Origin of the sequence: Nonomuraea rosea (genome assembly GCF_039539705.1) — a bacterium.
Classification (GTDB): Bacteria; Actinomycetota; Actinomycetes; order Streptosporangiales; family Streptosporangiaceae; genus Nonomuraea; species Nonomuraea rosea.
Genome location: NZ_BAABDQ010000043.1, coordinates 84,900 through 101,910, shown reverse-complemented (window position 1 = coordinate 101,910; position 17,011 = coordinate 84,900). Strand labels below are relative to the sequence as shown.

Annotated in this window: 15 protein-coding genes; 6 read left to right on the top strand and 9 right to left on the bottom strand. The window is 71.1% G+C overall.

The window, feature by feature from the left end:
• Positions 1 to 17: 17 nt before the first annotated feature.
• From ABEA43_RS55015 to ABEA43_RS54985, 7 genes are read right to left on the bottom strand one after another with little or no spacing between them, the layout of a single operon-like run.
• Positions 18 to 2,258, bottom strand: coding sequence for an HtaA domain-containing protein (locus tag ABEA43_RS55015; protein WP_345575091.1), 2,241 nt, complete (start codon positions 2,256 to 2,258; stop codon positions 18 to 20).
• A 3-nt stretch (positions 2,259 to 2,261) separates the two neighbouring features.
• Complete coding sequence (locus tag ABEA43_RS55010; RefSeq protein WP_345575089.1) at positions 2,262 to 2,432, bottom strand: hypothetical protein; 171 nt, start codon at positions 2,430 to 2,432, stop codon at positions 2,262 to 2,264.
• Position 2,433: 1 nt separating this feature from the next.
• Positions 2,434 to 3,024, bottom strand: coding sequence for a class E sortase (locus tag ABEA43_RS55005; protein WP_345575087.1), 591 nt, complete (start codon positions 3,022 to 3,024; stop codon positions 2,434 to 2,436).
• On the bottom strand, positions 3,021 to 3,815 hold the full coding sequence (locus ABEA43_RS55000; RefSeq protein WP_345575085.1) for a heme ABC transporter ATP-binding protein: 795 nt from the start codon (positions 3,813 to 3,815) through the stop codon (positions 3,021 to 3,023). The genes ABEA43_RS55005 and ABEA43_RS55000 overlap by 4 nt, the downstream gene beginning before the upstream one ends.
• Positions 3,812 to 4,876, bottom strand: a complete 1,065-nt coding sequence (locus tag ABEA43_RS54995) for a FecCD family ABC transporter permease (RefSeq protein WP_345575083.1) — start codon at positions 4,874 to 4,876, stop codon at positions 3,812 to 3,814. The genes ABEA43_RS55000 and ABEA43_RS54995 overlap by 4 nt, the downstream gene beginning before the upstream one ends.
• A complete protein-coding gene (locus tag ABEA43_RS54990) occupies positions 4,873 to 5,841 on the bottom strand; it encodes a heme/hemin ABC transporter substrate-binding protein (RefSeq protein ID WP_345575081.1) in 969 nt (322 codons plus the stop codon). The genes ABEA43_RS54995 and ABEA43_RS54990 overlap by 4 nt, the downstream gene beginning before the upstream one ends.
• Positions 5,838 to 6,440 carry a hypothetical protein gene (locus ABEA43_RS54985; RefSeq protein ID WP_345575079.1) on the bottom strand — a complete coding sequence of 201 codons (603 nt, stop codon included), beginning with the start codon at positions 6,438 to 6,440 and terminating at the stop codon, positions 5,838 to 5,840. The genes ABEA43_RS54990 and ABEA43_RS54985 overlap by 4 nt, the downstream gene beginning before the upstream one ends.
• A 111-nt stretch (positions 6,441 to 6,551) precedes the next feature.
• Here ABEA43_RS54985 and ABEA43_RS54980 point away from each other — a divergent pair, with 111 nt between their 5' ends.
• From ABEA43_RS54980 to ABEA43_RS54960, 5 genes are all read left to right on the top strand, one after another.
• Complete coding sequence (locus tag ABEA43_RS54980) at positions 6,552 to 7,352, top strand: hypothetical protein (protein ID WP_345575077.1); 801 nt, start codon at positions 6,552 to 6,554, stop codon at positions 7,350 to 7,352.
• Positions 7,353 to 7,426: 74 nt separating this feature from the next.
• Positions 7,427 to 8,425 carry a WxL domain-containing protein gene (locus ABEA43_RS54975; RefSeq protein WP_345575075.1) on the top strand — a complete coding sequence of 333 codons (999 nt, stop codon included), beginning with the start codon at positions 7,427 to 7,429 and terminating at the stop codon, positions 8,423 to 8,425.
• A gap of 55 nt (positions 8,426 to 8,480) precedes the next feature.
• Positions 8,481 to 9,458, top strand: a complete 978-nt coding sequence (locus tag ABEA43_RS54970) for a WxL protein peptidoglycan domain-containing protein (protein ID WP_345575073.1) — start codon at positions 8,481 to 8,483, stop codon at positions 9,456 to 9,458.
• Positions 9,455 to 10,411 (top strand): hypothetical protein, encoded by a 957-nt coding sequence (locus tag ABEA43_RS54965; RefSeq protein ID WP_345575071.1) that lies wholly within the window; start codon positions 9,455 to 9,457, stop codon positions 10,409 to 10,411. The genes ABEA43_RS54970 and ABEA43_RS54965 overlap by 4 nt, the downstream gene beginning before the upstream one ends.
• A gap of 210 nt (positions 10,412 to 10,621) precedes the next feature.
• Complete coding sequence (locus ABEA43_RS54960; RefSeq protein WP_345575069.1) at positions 10,622 to 11,152, top strand: pyridoxamine 5'-phosphate oxidase family protein; 531 nt, start codon at positions 10,622 to 10,624, stop codon at positions 11,150 to 11,152.
• A gap of 726 nt (positions 11,153 to 11,878) precedes the next feature.
• Here ABEA43_RS54960 and ABEA43_RS54955 read toward each other — a convergent pair.
• Both ABEA43_RS54955 and ABEA43_RS54950 read right to left on the bottom strand, forming a co-directional pair.
• Positions 11,879 to 13,687 carry a LamG-like jellyroll fold domain-containing protein gene (locus tag ABEA43_RS54955; protein ID WP_345575067.1) on the bottom strand — a complete coding sequence of 603 codons (1,809 nt, stop codon included), beginning with the start codon at positions 13,685 to 13,687 and terminating at the stop codon, positions 11,879 to 11,881.
• Positions 13,688 to 13,956: 269 nt separating this feature from the next.
• Positions 13,957 to 14,670, bottom strand: a complete 714-nt coding sequence (locus tag ABEA43_RS54950) for a hypothetical protein (RefSeq protein ID WP_345575065.1) — start codon at positions 14,668 to 14,670, stop codon at positions 13,957 to 13,959.
• 132 nt (positions 14,671 to 14,802) lie between these two features.
• On the opposite strand from ABEA43_RS54950, the gene ABEA43_RS54945 reads away from it, so the two are divergent.
• Positions 14,803 to 16,938, top strand: a complete 2,136-nt coding sequence (locus ABEA43_RS54945; RefSeq protein ID WP_345575063.1) for an ABC transporter substrate-binding protein — start codon at positions 14,803 to 14,805, stop codon at positions 16,936 to 16,938.
• Positions 16,939 to 17,011 lie beyond the last annotated feature (73 nt).

Below are 17,011 nucleotides of genomic sequence, written 5' to 3'. Positions count from 1 at the left end.
CGGTGCGCCGGGGCCGTTCATGACAGGGTCAAGGTCAGGGTGGCGGTGTAGGCGCCCTGCCGGGTCTGGGCGGGGACGGTCAGCGTGAGGCCGGCCGCACAGGCGGAGGAGCCGGTCCCCGCGCCGGCGGCGGCCGAGCACAGCGTCGTGGCCCGGCTCAGGTCGGCTCCCGGGCCCGGGGCGGCGGCGCCGTCCGCGCTCGGCGTCCAGCCCAGGGCCGACGCCGGGATGGCGCCTCCGGCCGCCGAGGTGAAGTCCGTGACCTGGCCGACCAGGCTCCATCCGGCCGCGGAGCCGCGCTGGTCGGTGACCGTGGCCGGGTTGAGCGCCCCGGAGGCGGTCTGACCGGCCGGGGCGGCCGACAGAGCGGCCGCGGCGCCGGCCACGCTGAGCGTCAGGTGACCCGCCACCACCTGCGCGTCCACCGTCTGAACGGCGGTGCCGCCGCCCTCGACGCTCAGCGGAGCGGCCTTGGTGGCGAGGCGGCCCGCCGCGTTGGAGAAGACCGCGCGGTACTGCGTCCCGTCCTGGTCCGCCCGTACGGTCAGGGTGGCGGCGGCCGCGCCGGGGACGTCGGCCCATTGCCCGCCGGCGGCCTTGACCTGCCAGGCCACCGCGGGGTCCGGCACGCCGGTGGCCGCCGCGGTGAAGGTGACCTGCTCGCCACGGCGCGCCGTGGCACTGCGCGGGTCCGCGGTCACCGTGGGGGACAGGGCGCGGGTCAGTACGGCGAGGCGGTCTTCGGCATTGTCCGGAACGTAGACCTTGTCGTCGGGGCCGATGGCGAGTCCATACCGGGCGGTCCCGCCGGGGATGCCCTCCTCCACGAGTTCGCCGTCCCGGTAGACCAGCACGTCCGAGCCGAGCGCGCGGGCCACGTAGAGGTCGCCGGTGCGCGGGTTGACGGCCATGGAGGTCTGGTAGAGGACCGTCCTGAAGGTCTCGACACCCGTCGGGGTGATCCTGGCGACGTTGCCGAAGAGGCTGCCCGCGTAGAGCGTGCCGTCGGGTGCGAAGGCCAGGAGCTGATAGGCGTCCTCGACGACCGTGGTCTGCGCCAGGGTGGCCGGGTCATGGCGGGTGACGCCGGGCTTGACCCCGGCCGCGGTGTACGGCGTGCCGTCCGGCGCGACGGCCACGGACCCGGCGTACGGCCGGTTCACGGTGGCGGTGAGCTTCCAGGCGTCCCCGTCGCGGGTGAGCAGGGAGAGCTTGGCGTCGCCGAGATTGGAGCCCGCCTCGTAGTGGATCACGTAGATCCGGTCGCGTTCGAGGTCGAGGGTGAGGGCCTGGGCGTAGGTGGCGTCCAGGTCGAGGAGCTTGACGCCGTCGGATCGCCACAGGGCGACGGTGCTCCGGTCGTCGGCCTGGGCGTAGGTGCGTCCGGTGAGCACGTAGACGTCGCCGGTGGCGGAGTCGACGCGGACGTGCTGGGCGCCCGGGATGCCGGTGCTCTCGCCGCCGGGGATCGTGGTGATCTTGCCGCCGGACGCCGCGTACACGCGGTTGCGTTCCTGGTCGACGTCCACGCTCGTGATCCCCGCGCCGAGGCCGGTGGAGACGGGCTCGGACAGGTGCTTGACCGTGCCGGCCGGCGTCCACTCCTCGCCGGGCTCGCCCGGCCCGCCGCCACCCGCGCCCTCGGGGACCGGGGCGGGCGAGCCGGGCTCCGGGGCTCCGCCGGGGCCGTCGTAGGAGACGGTGACCGGGTCGAGCGCCTCGCCCTCGCCGTAGAAGTCGGCGAAGGCGGGCGCGCCGGCCGCCGTCAGGGCGGCGGGCAGGTCCTTCCACGTGCTGCCGTCGGGGGTGGTGAGCGTCAGGGCGGCAAGGTCGACGACCGGGTACGTGATCGGCTTGGTGCCGTCCAGCGGCAGGCTGGTGACGTCGGCGTACAGGGTGCTGCCGGTGTCGCCGATGGCCACCTGCGGATTGGCGATGATCAGGTCGAGTGCTCCGGCATGACCGGAGAAGCGGACCTGGCCGGTGTAGGAGAGCAGGACGGTCCGCCGCTCCGTGTCGTAGGAGCCGCTGGCCAGGGGGAAGCGGAAGGTGCCGTCGCCGTTGCCGGACGCGCCGTCACCGGTGGTGATGGCGCCGTGGGCGATGGGGCCGGTGATGTAGGCGCGGAACCTCTCCTTGACGCCCCAATCCAGGGTGCCGGCGGTGATGGGAACGGTGCCGGCGTTCGCCGGTGGAGCAGCGGTCAGCAAGGCCGCCGCGGCCAGCATCGAGGCGAGCACGCCCCGGAGTACACGCATGATTCAGCTTTCTCGTGTCGGCCCTACGACGCTGTCGTCGAAGGGAAGCAGGGTCTCCGCCCAGGGGAAGATCACGAACCAGAGCAGCGCGGCGACGGCCGCGAGCAGGACGGCGCAGCACAGCAGCCGGGTGGCCGGCCCGCCGGGCAGGCGCCGCCAGAGCCAGGCGTACATCTCAGACGTCCTTCCCGGCGCTCTCGTCGAGCGCGGCGTGGATGACCAGCCGCTGGTAGTTGGCCATCTTGGGATGGCAGGTGGTGAGCGTGAGCAGCCGCTCGCCGGGCCGGGCGTCCAGCACCTCCACCGCCTCCGGCGTCACGATGAGCCGCTGGGTGACGCGGTAGACGTAGGAGGCGCTGCGCGTCTCGACCACGATGGGATCGCCCTCGCGCAGCAGGTCGAGGTCCCAGAAGAACGCCGGGATACGGTGGGCGGCGACGGCGAAGTTGCCCTCCTGGCCGGGATGCGCGGTCTCCGGGTAATGGCCGGGGCCGCGCTTGAGCGCCTTCTGCGAGACGCCTTCCACGACCACCCAGCTCTTCTTCAGCCTGGGGATGCGCATCCGGCTGACCGGTTCGGGCTCCGGAGCAGGCTCGGCGGCGGCCCGGACGGGAGCGGTCCAGACCGTGGCCAGGCGGGCCTGCTGCTGCTCGATCTCACCGTCGGCGCCGTACAGGCCGTACACGGCGAAGAACGTCAGCAGCACGCCGCAGGTCAGCACCAGCTCGCCGAACGCCCCCGCGACGCGGGCCGCCAGCAGCCTCATCGCCTGGCCACCACGAGCGGGACCCCGGTTCTGGGGTGTGGCAGCACCTCGACGGCGTGCTGGTAGACGCGGGAGAGCAGCTCCTCGGTGAACACCGCGGCCGGTGGGCCGCACGCCGTCACGACGCCTTCGGACAGCACCGCCACGCGGTCGGCGTAGGCGGCGGCGAGCGCCAGGTCGTGGAGCACGACCACCACGGCGTCGCCCTGCGCCGCCCGCTCCCGGGCGATGCCCAGCACGGCCTCCTGGTGGTGGATGTCGAGCGCGGCCGTCGGCTCGTCCAGCAGCACCATCGGCGCCCGCTGCGCCAGGACCCTGGCCAGGGACACGCGGGCCCGCTCGCCGCCGGACAGCGCACCGAAGGACCGGGCGCGGAAACCGGCGGTCGAGGTGCGCGCCAGCTCGGTCTCGACGATCTCGTCGTCGTCCCGCTCCTGAGGCGTGCGCGCCCATGGCGCGCGGCCCATCATGACCACCTCCTCGACGGTGAAGGGGAAGGACAGGGTGGGCTGCTGAGGCAGCACGGCCCGGCGTAACGCCTGCTCGCGCGCCGGCCACTCGGCCACGGGCCGCCCGTCCAGGTGGACGGCTCCCGCCGTCGGCCGCTCGTCGCCCGCCAGGACAGACAGCAGCGTGGACTTCCCGGAGCCGTTGGGCCCGACGAGGGCGAGCAGCTCGCCCGCCACGATGTCGAGGTCGACGCCGCGCAGCACTTCCGTGCCGCCGTAGCCGAAGCACACCGCACGGACCTTCGCGTAGGCCGTGCCCGCCGCGGGGCGTTGGGGCGTCATGCCCAGCCTCCCTGCTTAGCCCGGGTACGCAGCAGCAGCCAGAAGAAGAACGGGCTGCCGATCAGCGCGGTGAGCACACCGAGCGGCACCTCGGCGGGAGCGGCGACCGTCCTGGCCACCAGATCGCCGCCGGTGAGCAGGACCGCTCCGCCCAGCGCGGCGGCAGGGAGCAGCACGCGGTGCCCAGGGCCGGTGACCATGCGGATGAGCTGCGGGACGACCAGGCCGACGAACGTGATGATGCCGGCCACCGCCACCGCGGCCGCGCTGAGCAGGGCGACGAGGACGATGCAGACCAGCCGTACCCGCTCGACCTCCACGCCCAGGTGGCGGGCCGAGCGCTCGCCGAGCGACAGCAGGTCGAGCGGCCGGGCCAGGCGAGGCGCGGCCAGCAGCCCCAGGGCGGCGCACGGCGCGACGGCGAGCACCGTCTGCCAGCTCGCGCCGCTGAGGCTCCCCAGGCTCCAGAACGTGATCGAGCGCAGCTCGGCGTCGTCGGAGAAGAAGGTCAGCAGGCCGATGGCCGCCCCGGTGAAGGCGTTGAGCGCGATGCCGGTCAGCAGCAGGGTGATCACCTCGGCCCGCCCGCGGCTCCTGGCGACCAGGTAGACGCCGACGACCGAGACCAGCCCGCCCAGGAAGGCGGCGGCGCTCACCGACCAGGTGCCCAGCAGCGTGAACCCGGCCACGATCGCCGCGACGGCGCCGAGCGCGGCGCCCGAGGAGATGCCGATGACGCCGGGCTCCGCCAGCGGGGTGTGGAAGACGCCCTGCATCAGGGATCCGGCCACGCCGAGGCTGGCGCCGATGAGCACGCCGAGGACCACGCGGGGGAACCGTACGTCCCACAGGACGGTCTCGGTGAGCGGGTCGAGCGGGGCGCTCCGCGCCAGGCCCAGCCGGCTCAGCACGGAGCCGAGCACGTCGGCGGGGCCGGCCGGGTAGGCGCCGCTCGCGCCCGAGGTGAGGAAGATGACGGCGAGCGCGCACACGAGCCCGGTGATCAGCACGACGCCGCGGCGCCTGCCTGAACGGGGGCGCTGGAGCTGCTCGGTGCTCATGTCGTGTACAGCCGTTCGACCAGCGTCTCCAGCACGCGGGCGGTGCGGGGACCGAAGTTGAGCAGTGATCCGTCCTCGATGTCGACGACCCGGCGGTGCTGCCCCGCGGGGGTCTGCGCGATGCCCTGGATCTTGACCAGCCCGTCGACGCCGCCGACGGAGGCCAGGCCCTTGCTCATGACGAGGATGGCGTCGGGCCGGGCGGCGATCAGCGCCTCGGTGGTGATCGGGGTGAACGCCTTGGCCAGGCCCATCGCCGAGCCCGCGTCCACGCCGCCCGCCGCCTCGATCATGGAGTCGGCGCCCGACCCCTTGCCGCCGAGCAGGTAGACGCCGGCCGTGCCCCGAAGGTAGAGGAAGGCGACCCGGGGCCGTGCCGCGCCCTGCGGGGCCTTGGCCCGCGCCGCCGCCACCTGCGCCTCCGTACGCTCGGCCAGCCGGTCACCCGCGCCGGTCACGCCGAGGGCGCGGGCGATCGCCTTGATGCGCGGGGTCACCTCGGGCAGGCTCCACGCGGGATCGACGATGACGACCGGGATGCCGGAGCCGCGGATCTGCGTCATCGCCTCGGGCGGGCCGGTGTCCCGGTCGGCCAGGATCACGGTGGGACGCAGCGACAGCACGCCCTCCACGGAGACGTCGTGCGCGCGGGTCACCAGCGGCAGGTGCGCGGCCTCGGGGAACGTCGCGGCGATGTCCCGGCCGACGACGTTCCCGCCCAGGCCCAGGGTGAAGACGACCTCGGAGATGGCGCCGGTGAGCGGCAGGATCCTGGAGACGTCGGTGACGGTGATCTTCCTGCCGTCCGCCGAGGTCGTCTCGGCCGGCAGGTCGGGCCGGGGAGTGCCGGGGAGGATCTCCAGCGGCGGGACGGGCGCCGCGGCGGCCGGCGGGGGCGGCGGCGCGGCCGCCGAGCAACCCGTTACGGCCAGGGCCAGTGCCACCAGCCATGAGGTGAGCTTCATGCGGGCTTTCTCCGCCGCGCCACGATCACCGCGCCCGCGGCCAGCACCAGCACGCCGCCGGCCCCGGCGGCGACCGCCCCGACGGGGAAGCCGCCCCCGAACGTGACGGGGACGAACACGTCCTGGCTACGGTCGGCGGTGCGGGTGTGGTCGGCCCGGGTGACGACTCCGCAGGAGAGCTCACGGCAGTCGAAGACCTGGGATCCCTCGGCCGCGACGCCGATGACCGGGCTGATCTTGAGCGTCGCCGTGAAGGTTCCGCCGTCGCCGTACGGCTGGGCCAGGCCGTCGCCGTACTTGGGCGGGTTGGAGGAGATCCACTTCGACGCGCCGGACGCTCCGGACAGGTCGGCGCCGCCGCCGCACGGAGTGGGCAGTTCGCCGGGCTTGGGCAGGACGCAGAAGGCGACGTAGACGCCCTTGGCCGCGTCGTACCCCGAGCCGGTGACCGTGATCGTCTCCCCCTCGGAGGACAGGCCGCCGGCCTTGGAGACCGTCAGCCGCTGGCCTGCCGCGCCGGTGGCGCTTGGCACGGGGGAGAGGGCGAGTGCCAGGGGAAGCAGCAGCCCTGCGGCCGCCACTTTATGACGTGATGTCATCAAAATGTTGACTTTCTCCCTTGGAAGGTGATCCAATCACGGCGCGAACTTAGGTAAGGCTCACCTAACAAGGTTGAGATCAATGTACATGCACGACAAGGGAGTGTCCACGTGGTGGTTGTGACCCGCCTGCTGCTCGCGGCGGGAATCCTGGCGCTCGCGGCGCCCCTGCTCGCGAGCCCGGCGCAGGCCGCGGACGAGTCGGCGACGGGCCCGCAGGGCCAGACCCTGACCGTGTCGAAGGCCGCTCTGGACCCGGCCGGTGAGGAGATCACCGTCACGGGCAAGGGCTACGACCTCGCCAAGGGCATCTACGTGGCCATCTGCGTGGACAAGGGCGCCGGCCAGCTCGCCACTCCCTGCGTGGGAGGCGTCGACATGAGCGGCAGCAGCGGCGGCTCCAAGTGGATCTCCTCCAACCCGCCCGACTACGGCAAGGACCTCGCGATGCCGTACACCGAGGAAGGCGGCAAGGGCGGCTTCAGCATCCGGCTCGGTGTGAAGCCCAAGGACGACATCGGCACGGACTGCACGGCCGCCGGCGTCAAGTGCGTCGTCTACACCAGGGCGGACCACACGCGCAGCGCCGACAGGACGCAGGACGTCCGGATCCCGCTCACGTTCACCGGGAGCGGCGGCCCGACCGCCACGTCCACCCCCACAACCACGTCCTCTCCCACGTCCTCGCCCACCGCCGCTCCGACGCCGGAGGCCACGCCGAGCGGGGACGTCGAGACGCAGATCGAGGCCAAGGTCGAGCAGACGCCCGCCACCCAGCCCACCCGGCGGGCCAAGCTCGCCAAGACCGGCGTGGACGTGTGGACGGCGACCGTGGTCGGGCTGGCCGTCCTGGCGGGCGGCGGAATGCTCGTGTACATCGGCCGCGAGATCCGCGCCGGCGCCCGCCGGTGAAAGACGTCGCCGGAGCCCTCCGGCACGACCGGGGCCGGCACGGCCCCGGTACCCGTCAACAGGAAGTGAGGACCATGAGGACCCTGAAGCTGCGGCGAGCCGCAGTGGTGGTGGCCGGAATGGCGGTCGCCCTCGGCTCGCTGGCCGGACCCGCGCTGGCGGACGTCAGCGCCACCGGGCCGCAGGGCCAGACGCTGACCGCCGCCAAGGCCGAGATCGATCCCGCGGGCGAGAGCGTGCGCGTCACCGGCACCGGATACGACATCGGCAAGGGCATCTACCTCGCCCTGTGCGTGTCCAACGGCGCGGGCCAGGTGGCCACGCCGTGCGTAGGCGGCATCGACATGACCGGACAGAGCCACAGCATGTTCTGGATCTCGTCCAACCCGCCGCCCTACGGCGTCGGCATCGCCAAGCCCTACACGGACGAAGGCAACGGCAAGGGAGGATTCGACCTCACCCTGGACGTCAAGGCCAGTGACGACCAGGGCGCGGACTGCACGGCGGCCGGCGTCCAGTGCGTGATCTACACGCGGGCCGACCACACGCGGGGCGGCGACCGTACCCAGGACGTGCAGATCCCCGTGACGTGGAAGACCGGGGGCGGCGACCCCGACCCCGGGACCGACCCCGTCGCCTCCGCCGACCAGACCCTGTCGGTCGACGTCACCGGCGGCGCCCTGTCGCTGTCGGTGGCCGGTGACGGGGTGGCCCTGTCGGCCGCGACGGTCGGCGGCACGGCCACCGGGCAGATGAACGCCGCGAAGGTCACCGACCAGCGCGGCAGCTCGGCCGGGTGGAGCCTGGTCGGTCAGGTGAGCGACTTCACCGGCGACGCGGGCACCATCCCCGCGGCGCAGCTCGGCTGGGCGCCGACCGCCACGGGTGACGGCGTCACCGCGGGTGGCACGGTCCAGCCGGGTACGGGCTTCGGCACCGCGGCCGCGCTCTGTTCCGCGCCGACCGGCAAGGGCGCCGGCGCCTCCGATTGCGGGGCCGCGCTCAACCTCGGTATCCCGGGCGGGGCCAAGCCTGGCGGCTACAGCGCCACGCTGACGCTCACCCTGTCGTAAGCCGGGTGGTGGACGCCTGAACCGTCCACCACCCTTCTCCTGAAGGTTAATCGCTATGAGAACGCTGGTCGCCGCCCTTGCCCTGCTGGTCTGCTGGCTGGTGCCGGGCCCCGCCGCCGTGGCTGCCGCCGGGGCCACCTCCTGGGCCACCTCCTGGGCCACCTCCTGGGCCGCCGACGACTTCCGCTGGGCCGTCCAGCCGTCCTCGGCGAGCGGGCCGACCGGCCGTGACTACTTCGTCTACGACGTACGGCCCGGCCAGACGATCACCGACTATGTCGGCGTCACCAACCTGGGCACCAGCCCGCTGACCGTGAACATCTACGGCACCGATGCCTTCACCACATCCGAAGGCTCGTTCGCGCTGCTCACGGCCGACCGGGCGGCGTCCGACGTGGGCACCTGGATCGCGGTCGGCACCGCCACGCACGCCATCGCGCCGGGCAGCCGGGCCGACGTTCCCTTCGCCATCACCGTGCCCGCCGACGCCACCCCCGGGGATCACGTCGGGGGCGTGATCGGCTCGGTCTCGGGGGAGGCGCTCTCGGGGAACGGGCAGCGCATCAAGGTCGACAGGCGCGTCGCCGCCCGCGTGTACCTGCGCGTGGCGGGGCCGCTGCGTCCCGCCCTGCAGTTCGACGCGCTCGACGTCGCCTACGACAATCCGATCAACCCGTTCGCCGGTGGCGGGGCCGAGGTCACCTACACCGTGCGCAACACCGGCAACGTGCGGCTGGGCGCGGGGAGCAGGGTGAGCGTGGCCGGACCGCTGGGCTGGACGCTCGGGACGCGGGGCAAGGAGCTTCCCGAGGTGCTGCCGGGAAGCTCCCTGACGGTCAAGGAACGGTTCGAGGGCGTCTTCCCTGCCGGTCGGGTGACGGCCACGGTCAGTCTCACGCCGCGCGTGGCGGTGTCGGAGGCGATCACCCGGGCCACGGGCCGCTGGGCTGTTCCGTGGCTGCTCGCCGCCGTTCTCGCCGCCGCCGTCGCCGGGGTGGTCGTCACCGTACGCGTCCGGCGCAGCCGCCGATGAGGGTCCTCCTGCTGCTGGCTGGGGTGCTGCTGGCCCTGCCCTCCATCTGGGCCGGCAGCCACGCCGCATGGGCCGAGCCGGTTCCGGTGGTCGGCTTGGACCGGGCGGAGGCCGTACGAACCGGGATGGTTCCGGCGGTCGGCCTGGACGGGGCGGAGGCCGTACCGACCGGGGTGGTTCCGGCGGTCGGCTTGGACCGGGGGGAGGCGGCGGTCGGCGAGACGGTCACCGTCACCCTGGGCGGCTGGCCGCCGGGCAACGTGCTCGTCGAGGTCTGCGGCAACGAACGACGCGGTGGCTCGGCCGACTGCGCCGTCTCCGGCGGGGTGACCGCCGTCGTGCTCGACGGCGCGCCCACCCGTACGTCCCTTCTGCTGTCCGCCCCGCCGTCCGCGTGCCCCTGCGTGGTCGCGGCCACCGGGGTGACCGGCGGCGCGGTCGCGACCGCGCCGCTGCGGATCGCCGGCGTTCCCGAGACGACGGTGACCGCCCCCGCCGCAGGCGTCCCCAAGATCACGGTCGTCGGCACCGCCCTGCCCGACGGGCCGTCGTGGTGGTGGCTGTTCGGCATGTCCGGCACCACCCCGCTGGAGGTCACCGTCAGGAACGACGGCACGGCCGCGGCGGTCGACCCTCCCGTCACCTTGGCGGCGGGCCCCGAGGGCGGGCCTGGGCAGGTCGTACCTCCGCCCGAGCTGGGCACGATCCAGCCGGGCGAGCAGCGAACCTTCCGGGTCGAGGTGGGGCTGGACGGCCCGGTCTTCGGCGCGTACGAGGTGTCGGGGACGATCCAGGGCACCGTCCTGCGCACCCGCGACTCGGTCTACCCGATCGCCCTGCTCGCGCTGCTGGTCGTCCCGCTGCACCTGACCACCGCCTGGATCGTCTTCACCGCCCCGCTGCCCGCCGTACCGGATCGGGCCGCCAGGAAGCGGGACGCGGTCAGGGCCTGACGCCGGTCTCCCGGCAGCACGTCTTCGAGACCGCCGGCAAATCTGGGCGCCTGGGGACAAGCTCCGGCGAAGGACGCTGGCCAGGCGGCTCGGCGGCGTCCTCAGGACGGATGAGAAAACATGACATAGGACGTCGGGTTTTAGATCGATCCTGGGTTCACCGGTCGGCACCGATGTGGGCCGGGGCCCACGGATAGACAAGGACCCATAATGCGCGAAACACCAGAAGATCTCAAAGAGCTTCAAACTCTCCTGGACGCCTCGCTCTCCCGCTCCACCTCGCACCTCCGCTCGATCATCAACACCGAGCGCACACTGACCGCGAAGCAACTCACGCAGGTCCTCACCGGCATGTGCACCCTCTCGCTGTCCACCGTGACGGCGAAGGGCGAGCCGCGGATCAGCGGCGTGGACGGGCACTTCCTGCATGGAAAGTGGCACTTCGGCACGGCGCGCGGCGCCGCCAAGGCCCGCCATCTCGCCGCCCGCCCCGCCGTCAGCGCCGCGCACCTGCGCGGGGAGGACCTGGGCGTGTTCACGCACGGCACGGTGGAGATCCTCAACCCCCAGCACGGCGAACGGGCCACAGACTGGCCGTACCTGCTCGCCTACTTCAAGGACTTCTACGGCGACGACTCCTTCGACTGGGACAACGACGTGGTCTACTACCGGCTGCGACCGCACTGGATGACCGTCTACGCCCCCGACGCCGACAAGCTCACCGCGGCGTCCCGGTCCTGATCCGCGGCATGGACGGCATCGAGAGAGAGGATGGACGAAGGTTGACTGCGTTCGTACGGGACCGTGCGCGTATGGGGTGCGAGGCCATCGAGGTGGTGGGGGCCCGTACCAACATCTGCGGGACGTGTCGGTGAGCATCCCCAAGGGGCGGCTCATCGCCTTCACCGGAGCGAGCGGCAGCGGGACTCGGCGCGACGCTCGCGGTCGACCAGCGCCGTCTGAACCCCAACCCCCGGTCCACGATCGCGACGATCACCGGCATCGACGGGCATCCGGGGCTGCTGCACTCGCGCCTTCCCGGGATCGGCGCGGACCCGGCGGCGGAAAGCGAACGGGCACGTTATTGCGAGTATGCAGTAACGATCATGCCGGAGTCGGTTCACTCTCGACTTAAGGCTGGCTGGTCACAGCGTTTCCGGCGCATCGCTCTAGCCAGGTGGTGGCCCTTCGGACACCGCGCGGACTCTGTCGAGGTGGCCGGTGAGATGCTCACCGACCCGGCGGTCGGAGGCTGCTTTCAGCACCCGTACGGTCGTGTCCTCGCCGGAGCTCCGCTTGGGCCGGCTCGCCGGCGAAGCGCCCGTAGGCCGCCTGATCATCGGACAGAGACTCAATCGTCACATATCGCCATCGATAAGGACCAACGCGTCACTACCGATAATTCCTGAGGAGTTCCTCCTCGACCCCCGCTGAGCAGAGCACCGTGGCCCTGATCACCGGACGGCGTTACGTGATGGGGGTGTCCATGATGGAGGTGACCTGCTTGGGCGTCAGAGAATCGCTGTAGACGCGTACCTCATCGATGATCGAGCCCATGGGCCCCTCTCCGACCAGCGGGCCGCCGATCCAGACCTGGGTGGGCCCCTGCACGGACGCCTCGACGTCGGTCCTGCAACGGACGCGTTCCCCGTCGACGTACAGGCACAAGGCGTTGAAGCGGCCGTCGTACGTGGCCGCCACGTGGACCCAGGCGTCGATCGCCGCCGGTCGAGGACCGTACACGTGGTAGCCGTCGATTCCGGCGTCGGGCGCCTTCGCCCACCCATCGTAGGTGTCCACGCTGAAACTGTTGCCGGTCCCTTCGAACCAGAGCACGACCGTCTGGAGGTAGTCGGTGACCTTCTTCGGCTTCACCCACGCGGAGATCGTCGCGCTGCCCATGGTCGGCAGGCCGATCGCGCGGACCATCGAGCCGGTCGGGAAGGCCAGCGCCTTGCCGTGCCGGCCGGTCACCCAGTGCGGGTTGGTGATGGTGCCCTGGTAGATCCACGGGGCGCGGGCGTTGTACGCCGTGGTGCCGGTGCCCTCGTTCAGCCCGTACGCGGCCTGGAGCGTGTCGGAGACGGACGGCGGCGCGAAGATCTCGGCTGACGAGGCGGCCGACGGTTCGCTGAGGTGGGAGGTGGTGTCCACGGCGATGGTCCGGTAGTAGTACGTCGCGCGTTGGGGAACCTCGTCGGTGTACTCCCGGACATCCGGACCCAACGTGGCGACAAGCGTGTCGTCCGACGGGGTGAACCACGAGTTGACGGAGCGGTGGAGCCGGATCTCGGAGATGCCCCGGTCGTCACTGGCCCCCTCGAAGGTCAGCCGGCCCCAGCCGGTGCGCGGCTCGATCTTCACGGTGGGTGCGATCGGTGGGCAGTCCGGGTTCCTGAGATCGGCAGAGATGGGCTCGGTGGGGGCGCTGGCCTGGGGCAACGTGTCCAGCGCCACGACCCGGTAGTAGTACGTGCGCGTCTCGGCACAGCCCTCGATGTACGACAGACCGGTGACCGTGGCGACCTTGGTCTGGTCGGAGACCTCGAAGTTCTCCTCTTCGCCCCGGTAGATCTCATAACCCGTGATGCCCTTGTCGTCTGTCGCCGGCTGCCAGGACAGCTCGGCCGTACCCGAGCTGACGTCGGCCCTCAGGCCACCCGGGGGAGCGGGCCGCTCGTCAGGCGCCACGGCGGTGACCATGTCTTTCGCGATCTCTTCATCCGTCAGGGCGCGCCCGTAGAGGCGGACCTCGTCGACGCTGCCCTCGGGACACGTGGTGTTCACGTCGCGGCCGATGAGGAGAGGCCCGTCGCCGAAGTCGACGTTTCCGGCGGCCGGTTCTGAGACACCCTCGTAGCCGTCCCCCAGAAGCCGGATGGTCGTGCCGTCATAGGTCATGGCGAGATGGAGCCAGGTGTCCTGGTACAGCCCTAAGTATCCGCCGTGGGTGACGCCGCCGATCCGTAGCTGCCAGCCGTCGCTCGCCAGCCGGAAGGACATGTCCTGCCCCTCGATGCCCTTGGAGATGAAGGTGCACTCCCTCGACTGCGGTTTGACCCAGGCCTCAACCGTCATCGCCGCCGCCGTTCGCAGCCCCGGCGCGTCCGGAACGGACACCGTTCTGTCCACGTCGGCATCGCGATAGTCGAAGTGAAGGGCTTTGCCGATCTTCCCGAGTGTCCACTGTGGGTTGCGTACCGTACCGTCGTGGCCGTTGCCTGACAGGTCGTGAATCGTGCCGCCGGAGCCCTCTTCCATCCCGTAGGCAGCCACCAGATCCTCCGCCGCGCGAGCCGCTGCCGGAGCGGCCGCCAGCGCACCGGCTGTCATGATTAAGGCCGCGAGAACACGCGACAAGCCATGCATGATGCCCTCCATCGGTGGTGGCGGGGCATTTCCCGCCGGTCAGGTCTCGCAGGATCTTGCGTTGTCGGCCGGTGGGGAGGACGGGGTCGCTCCAGGGGTTCACGACCCCCTGCCGGCAGCTCGACCGGTCCGTTCGGGTTTACGGAACATCGACGCCGGCGCATTCACGGCGCCCGTCAATGCAGGCGGTCGAGCGCCCGCTTCCAGGCCTTCTCCGTAAACTCGGCGGAGCTGCCGTCCACGTGGCCGAACGCGTCGGTGTAGGTCTCCAGAACCAGTGCCCCGGACCTGACCACGACGAGGTTCACCTCGGCAGGCCGGGCGTTCCCCCACACTCCTGCCGGCACCACGGTCTTGAACCCGCTCACCGTCGCGCCGGTAATGTCCGGCAGCACGGCTGCCGGGAGCTTTTTCACCCGGACCGTGATTCTCTTCCCCTTGTGCGTTGCGCGAACCTTGCCGCACCCTCGCGGGAGCTTCCCCTGGACCACCGAGTGCGGTAGGTCCGCGGGCACGGAGATGAGCGTCTCGCCCAGGGCCTGGTCGTCGGCCCACATCTCGATCGAGGCGGCCGGAGCATTGGGGATCCGCGCCACCTTCCGCGGGTCGAACAGCAGGCCGGCCGTGGCCGAGGACCTGCACCGGCTGGGCAGGAAGCTGCTGGCCCAGCTTCGCTGCCTGGTCCTGCCCGCGAGAAAGCGGGCGGCCGTACCGGTCGCCACGTGCCGCACCTTGTAGCCGGAGAATCCGTCCTTCTTCGTGAGCAGCGCCTTCTTCAGTGCACCCGCGGTGTGCTCCGGTTTCGGAGCCGGCAGGGCTGCGGCGTAGGCCGGCCCGGCGGAGCCGAGCAACAACGCCGTGGAGGTCACGAGCATCATGAGGTCTTTCATGCCGATCACCGTGCCTGAGGACCCGTATAGGCAGCCGTATATGCGCGCATATACGGCTTTGGCCAGGGAGCTTGCGACTGTGATCTCCATCCGCTATCTGGATGTATACGACGAGCAGGGGGCATACGGGGCATGAGGATTCGCGTTTTGGGGCCTATCGAGATCCAGCACGGGGACGGGTCCACCCGGCTCACCGCGCCCAAGGAATGCGCTCTTCTGGCCGCGTTGCTGGCCAGTCCCAGCGAACCGGTGCCGACTGTCCGGCTCATCGACGCCTTGTGGTCGGGCGACCCGCCGCTTTCCGCAGGTCAGAACCTCAGGCTGTATGTGGGCAGACTCCGCCGAAGGCTCGGTGACGGGGACCGGATCGCCCACCTGGAGCGCGGGTATGCCCTCCTGGCCCAGCCGGAGGAGGTCGACGCGCTGCGGTTCGAGAAGTCGCTGGACACGGCTCGCGCGTCCGGCCGCGCCGAGGGGGTGGACTCCGCTCACGTCGCGGCAATGTACCGCGAGGCGCTCGCGCTGTGGCGGGGCAGCGCGTTCGAAGGCGCTGACCTGGGCAACGGTCCCGCGCAGGAGTACGCGGTGCGCCTGGACGAGCTGCGCGCCGCGGCGACCGAGGAATGGATCGACGTCGAACTGGACCTCGGCCGGCACCGCTCGCTCGTCGGCGAACTGCGCGGACTCACAGCCGCCCATCCCCTGCGCGAACGGCTGCACGCCCAGCTCATGCTCGCCCTCTACCGCTCCGGACGGCAGGCCGAGGCGCTGGAGGCCTACCGGAGCGCGCGGAAGGTCGTCGTGGCGGAGCTCGGCCTGGAGCCCGGCCCCGCGCTGCGTGCGCTGGAGACAGCCATCCTGACCGCTGATCCATCGCTCGACCACGCGCCCGACCCTGTCGAACCGGCTCCGGTGAAACCCGCCGCGGCCGCACCGCCCGTCCGTACCTCACGGATCTGGAGGGTCGCGGCCGGGCTTGTCCTGACTGTCGCGGTCGCCGCCTACATCACTCGTCCGGACCTGGAACGGCCCGCGGCGCAACCTCCGGCAACGATGCCACAGCCTGCGGAAACTGCGACTCACTCCACGGCGATGACGACTCAGGCCACTCCAGCGCTGCGAGGGCCCAAGGGCGATGGCGTCCTGACCGTGGGCACCTTGCTGCCACGTACCGGACTGCTCTATTTCATCGGCTCGTCCATCAGCAGCGGTGTCAAACTGGCCGTCGAGGACGTGAACGTGGCGGGTGGCGTCCTCGGTAAGCCGATCCGGCTCTTCGAGACGGACTCCGGCGACACAGATCCCGACATCGCCACGACGGCGGTGGGCGAGTTCATCGAAAAGAAGGTGGACCTCATGGTCGGCCCGGCATCGAGCACGCTCTCGCTGAAGATCCTGGACGACGTCGCCGACGCCGGCATCGCGGTGATCTCTTCTGCCGCGACCTCGGACGACCTCACCACCGCGTCCGACCAGGGCATGTACTTCCGGACCGCGGCCGCCGACATCCTGCAGGGCAAACTGCTGGGCGAGCTCGCCGCCGAGGACGGCAACCGCACCGCGATGATCATCACGCTGGACGACAGCTATGGCCTGCAGATGGCCGACAGCGCCGAACGAGCGATGGCCACCCAGGGCGTGAAGCGCCTCGACCGCCTGGTGTACCCGCCCTCGACCGAGGCATTCGCCGCATATGCCTCCCGGATCAGCAAGGCCCGCCCGGATGCTCTCATAATGATCGGATTCGAGGAGACCGCGTCTCTGATCCAGGAGCTCCACAAACGCGGCCTGACCGCCCGCAACCAGAACTGGTACCTGGTGGATGCCAACCTGATCCACTACGAGGACATGGTCCCCGCCGGGGTGATGGAAGGCGCGAAAGGCCTGATCGTCGGCAAGGAGGCTACGGGGGAGTTCGCGGCACGCATTGGAAGGGCCGACCCGAAGCACGACGACACGAGTTACGCGACGGAGTCGTACGATGCGGTCGTCCTGGGGGCACTGGCCGCCGAAAGCACGCAGAGCGACCTCGGCCAGTCGATCGCGGCCCGCCTTGCAGACATGAGCTCCAGCGGGAGACGCTGCGTGTCCTACCGCGACTGCGTCGCACTGGTGCGGGCGGGCGTGGACATCGACTATGACGGCCTCAGCGGGCGTATCGAGTTCGACAGCAACGGCGATGTGCGTGAAGGGAGCTTCGGTATTTACCAGTACGACGAGTCCAACACTTACGAGTGGATCGCCAGTCACCTTGTGAAGGACTCCTGAAATCCACTGAGATTTCACCTTCTCTTCTAGTGGTCGTCGCAACACTCCAGTTGAGGGATTGCGACGGACTTCG

Excerpts from the sequence above, each read along its gene's own strand:
- ABEA43_RS54965 (WP_345575071.1), top strand. The coding sequence starts at position 9,455 with ATGAGGGTCCTCCTGCTGCTGGCTGGGGTGCTGCTGGCCCTGCCCTCC.
- ABEA43_RS54975 (WP_345575075.1), top strand. The coding sequence starts at position 7,427 with ATGAGGACCCTGAAGCTGCGGCGAGCCGCAGTGGTGGTGGCCGGAATG.
- ABEA43_RS55005 (WP_345575087.1), bottom strand. The coding sequence starts at position 3,024 with ATGAGGCTGCTGGCGGCCCGCGTCGCGGGGGCGTTCGGCGAGCTGGTG.
- ABEA43_RS54990 (WP_345575081.1), bottom strand. The coding sequence starts at position 5,841 with ATGAAGCTCACCTCATGGCTGGTGGCACTGGCCCTGGCCGTAACGGGT.
- ABEA43_RS54950 (WP_345575065.1), bottom strand. The coding sequence starts at position 14,670 with ATGAAAGACCTCATGATGCTCGTGACCTCCACGGCGTTGTTGCTCGGC.
- ABEA43_RS54970 (WP_345575073.1), top strand. The coding sequence starts at position 8,481 with ATGAGAACGCTGGTCGCCGCCCTTGCCCTGCTGGTCTGCTGGCTGGTG.
- ABEA43_RS54960 (WP_345575069.1), top strand. The coding sequence starts at position 10,622 with ATGCGCGAAACACCAGAAGATCTCAAAGAGCTTCAAACTCTCCTGGAC.
- ABEA43_RS55010 (WP_345575089.1), bottom strand. The coding sequence starts at position 2,432 with ATGTACGCCTGGCTCTGGCGGCGCCTGCCCGGCGGGCCGGCCACCCGG.
- ABEA43_RS55000 (WP_345575085.1), bottom strand. The coding sequence starts at position 3,815 with ATGACGCCCCAACGCCCCGCGGCGGGCACGGCCTACGCGAAGGTCCGT.
- ABEA43_RS54985 (WP_345575079.1), bottom strand. The coding sequence starts at position 6,440 with ATGACATCACGTCATAAAGTGGCGGCCGCAGGGCTGCTGCTTCCCCTG.
- ABEA43_RS54945 (WP_345575063.1), top strand. The coding sequence starts at position 14,803 with ATGAGGATTCGCGTTTTGGGGCCTATCGAGATCCAGCACGGGGACGGG.
- ABEA43_RS54995 (WP_345575083.1), bottom strand. The coding sequence starts at position 4,876 with ATGAGCACCGAGCAGCTCCAGCGCCCCCGTTCAGGCAGGCGCCGCGGC.
- ABEA43_RS55015 (WP_345575091.1), bottom strand. The coding sequence starts at position 2,258 with ATGCGTGTACTCCGGGGCGTGCTCGCCTCGATGCTGGCCGCGGCGGCC.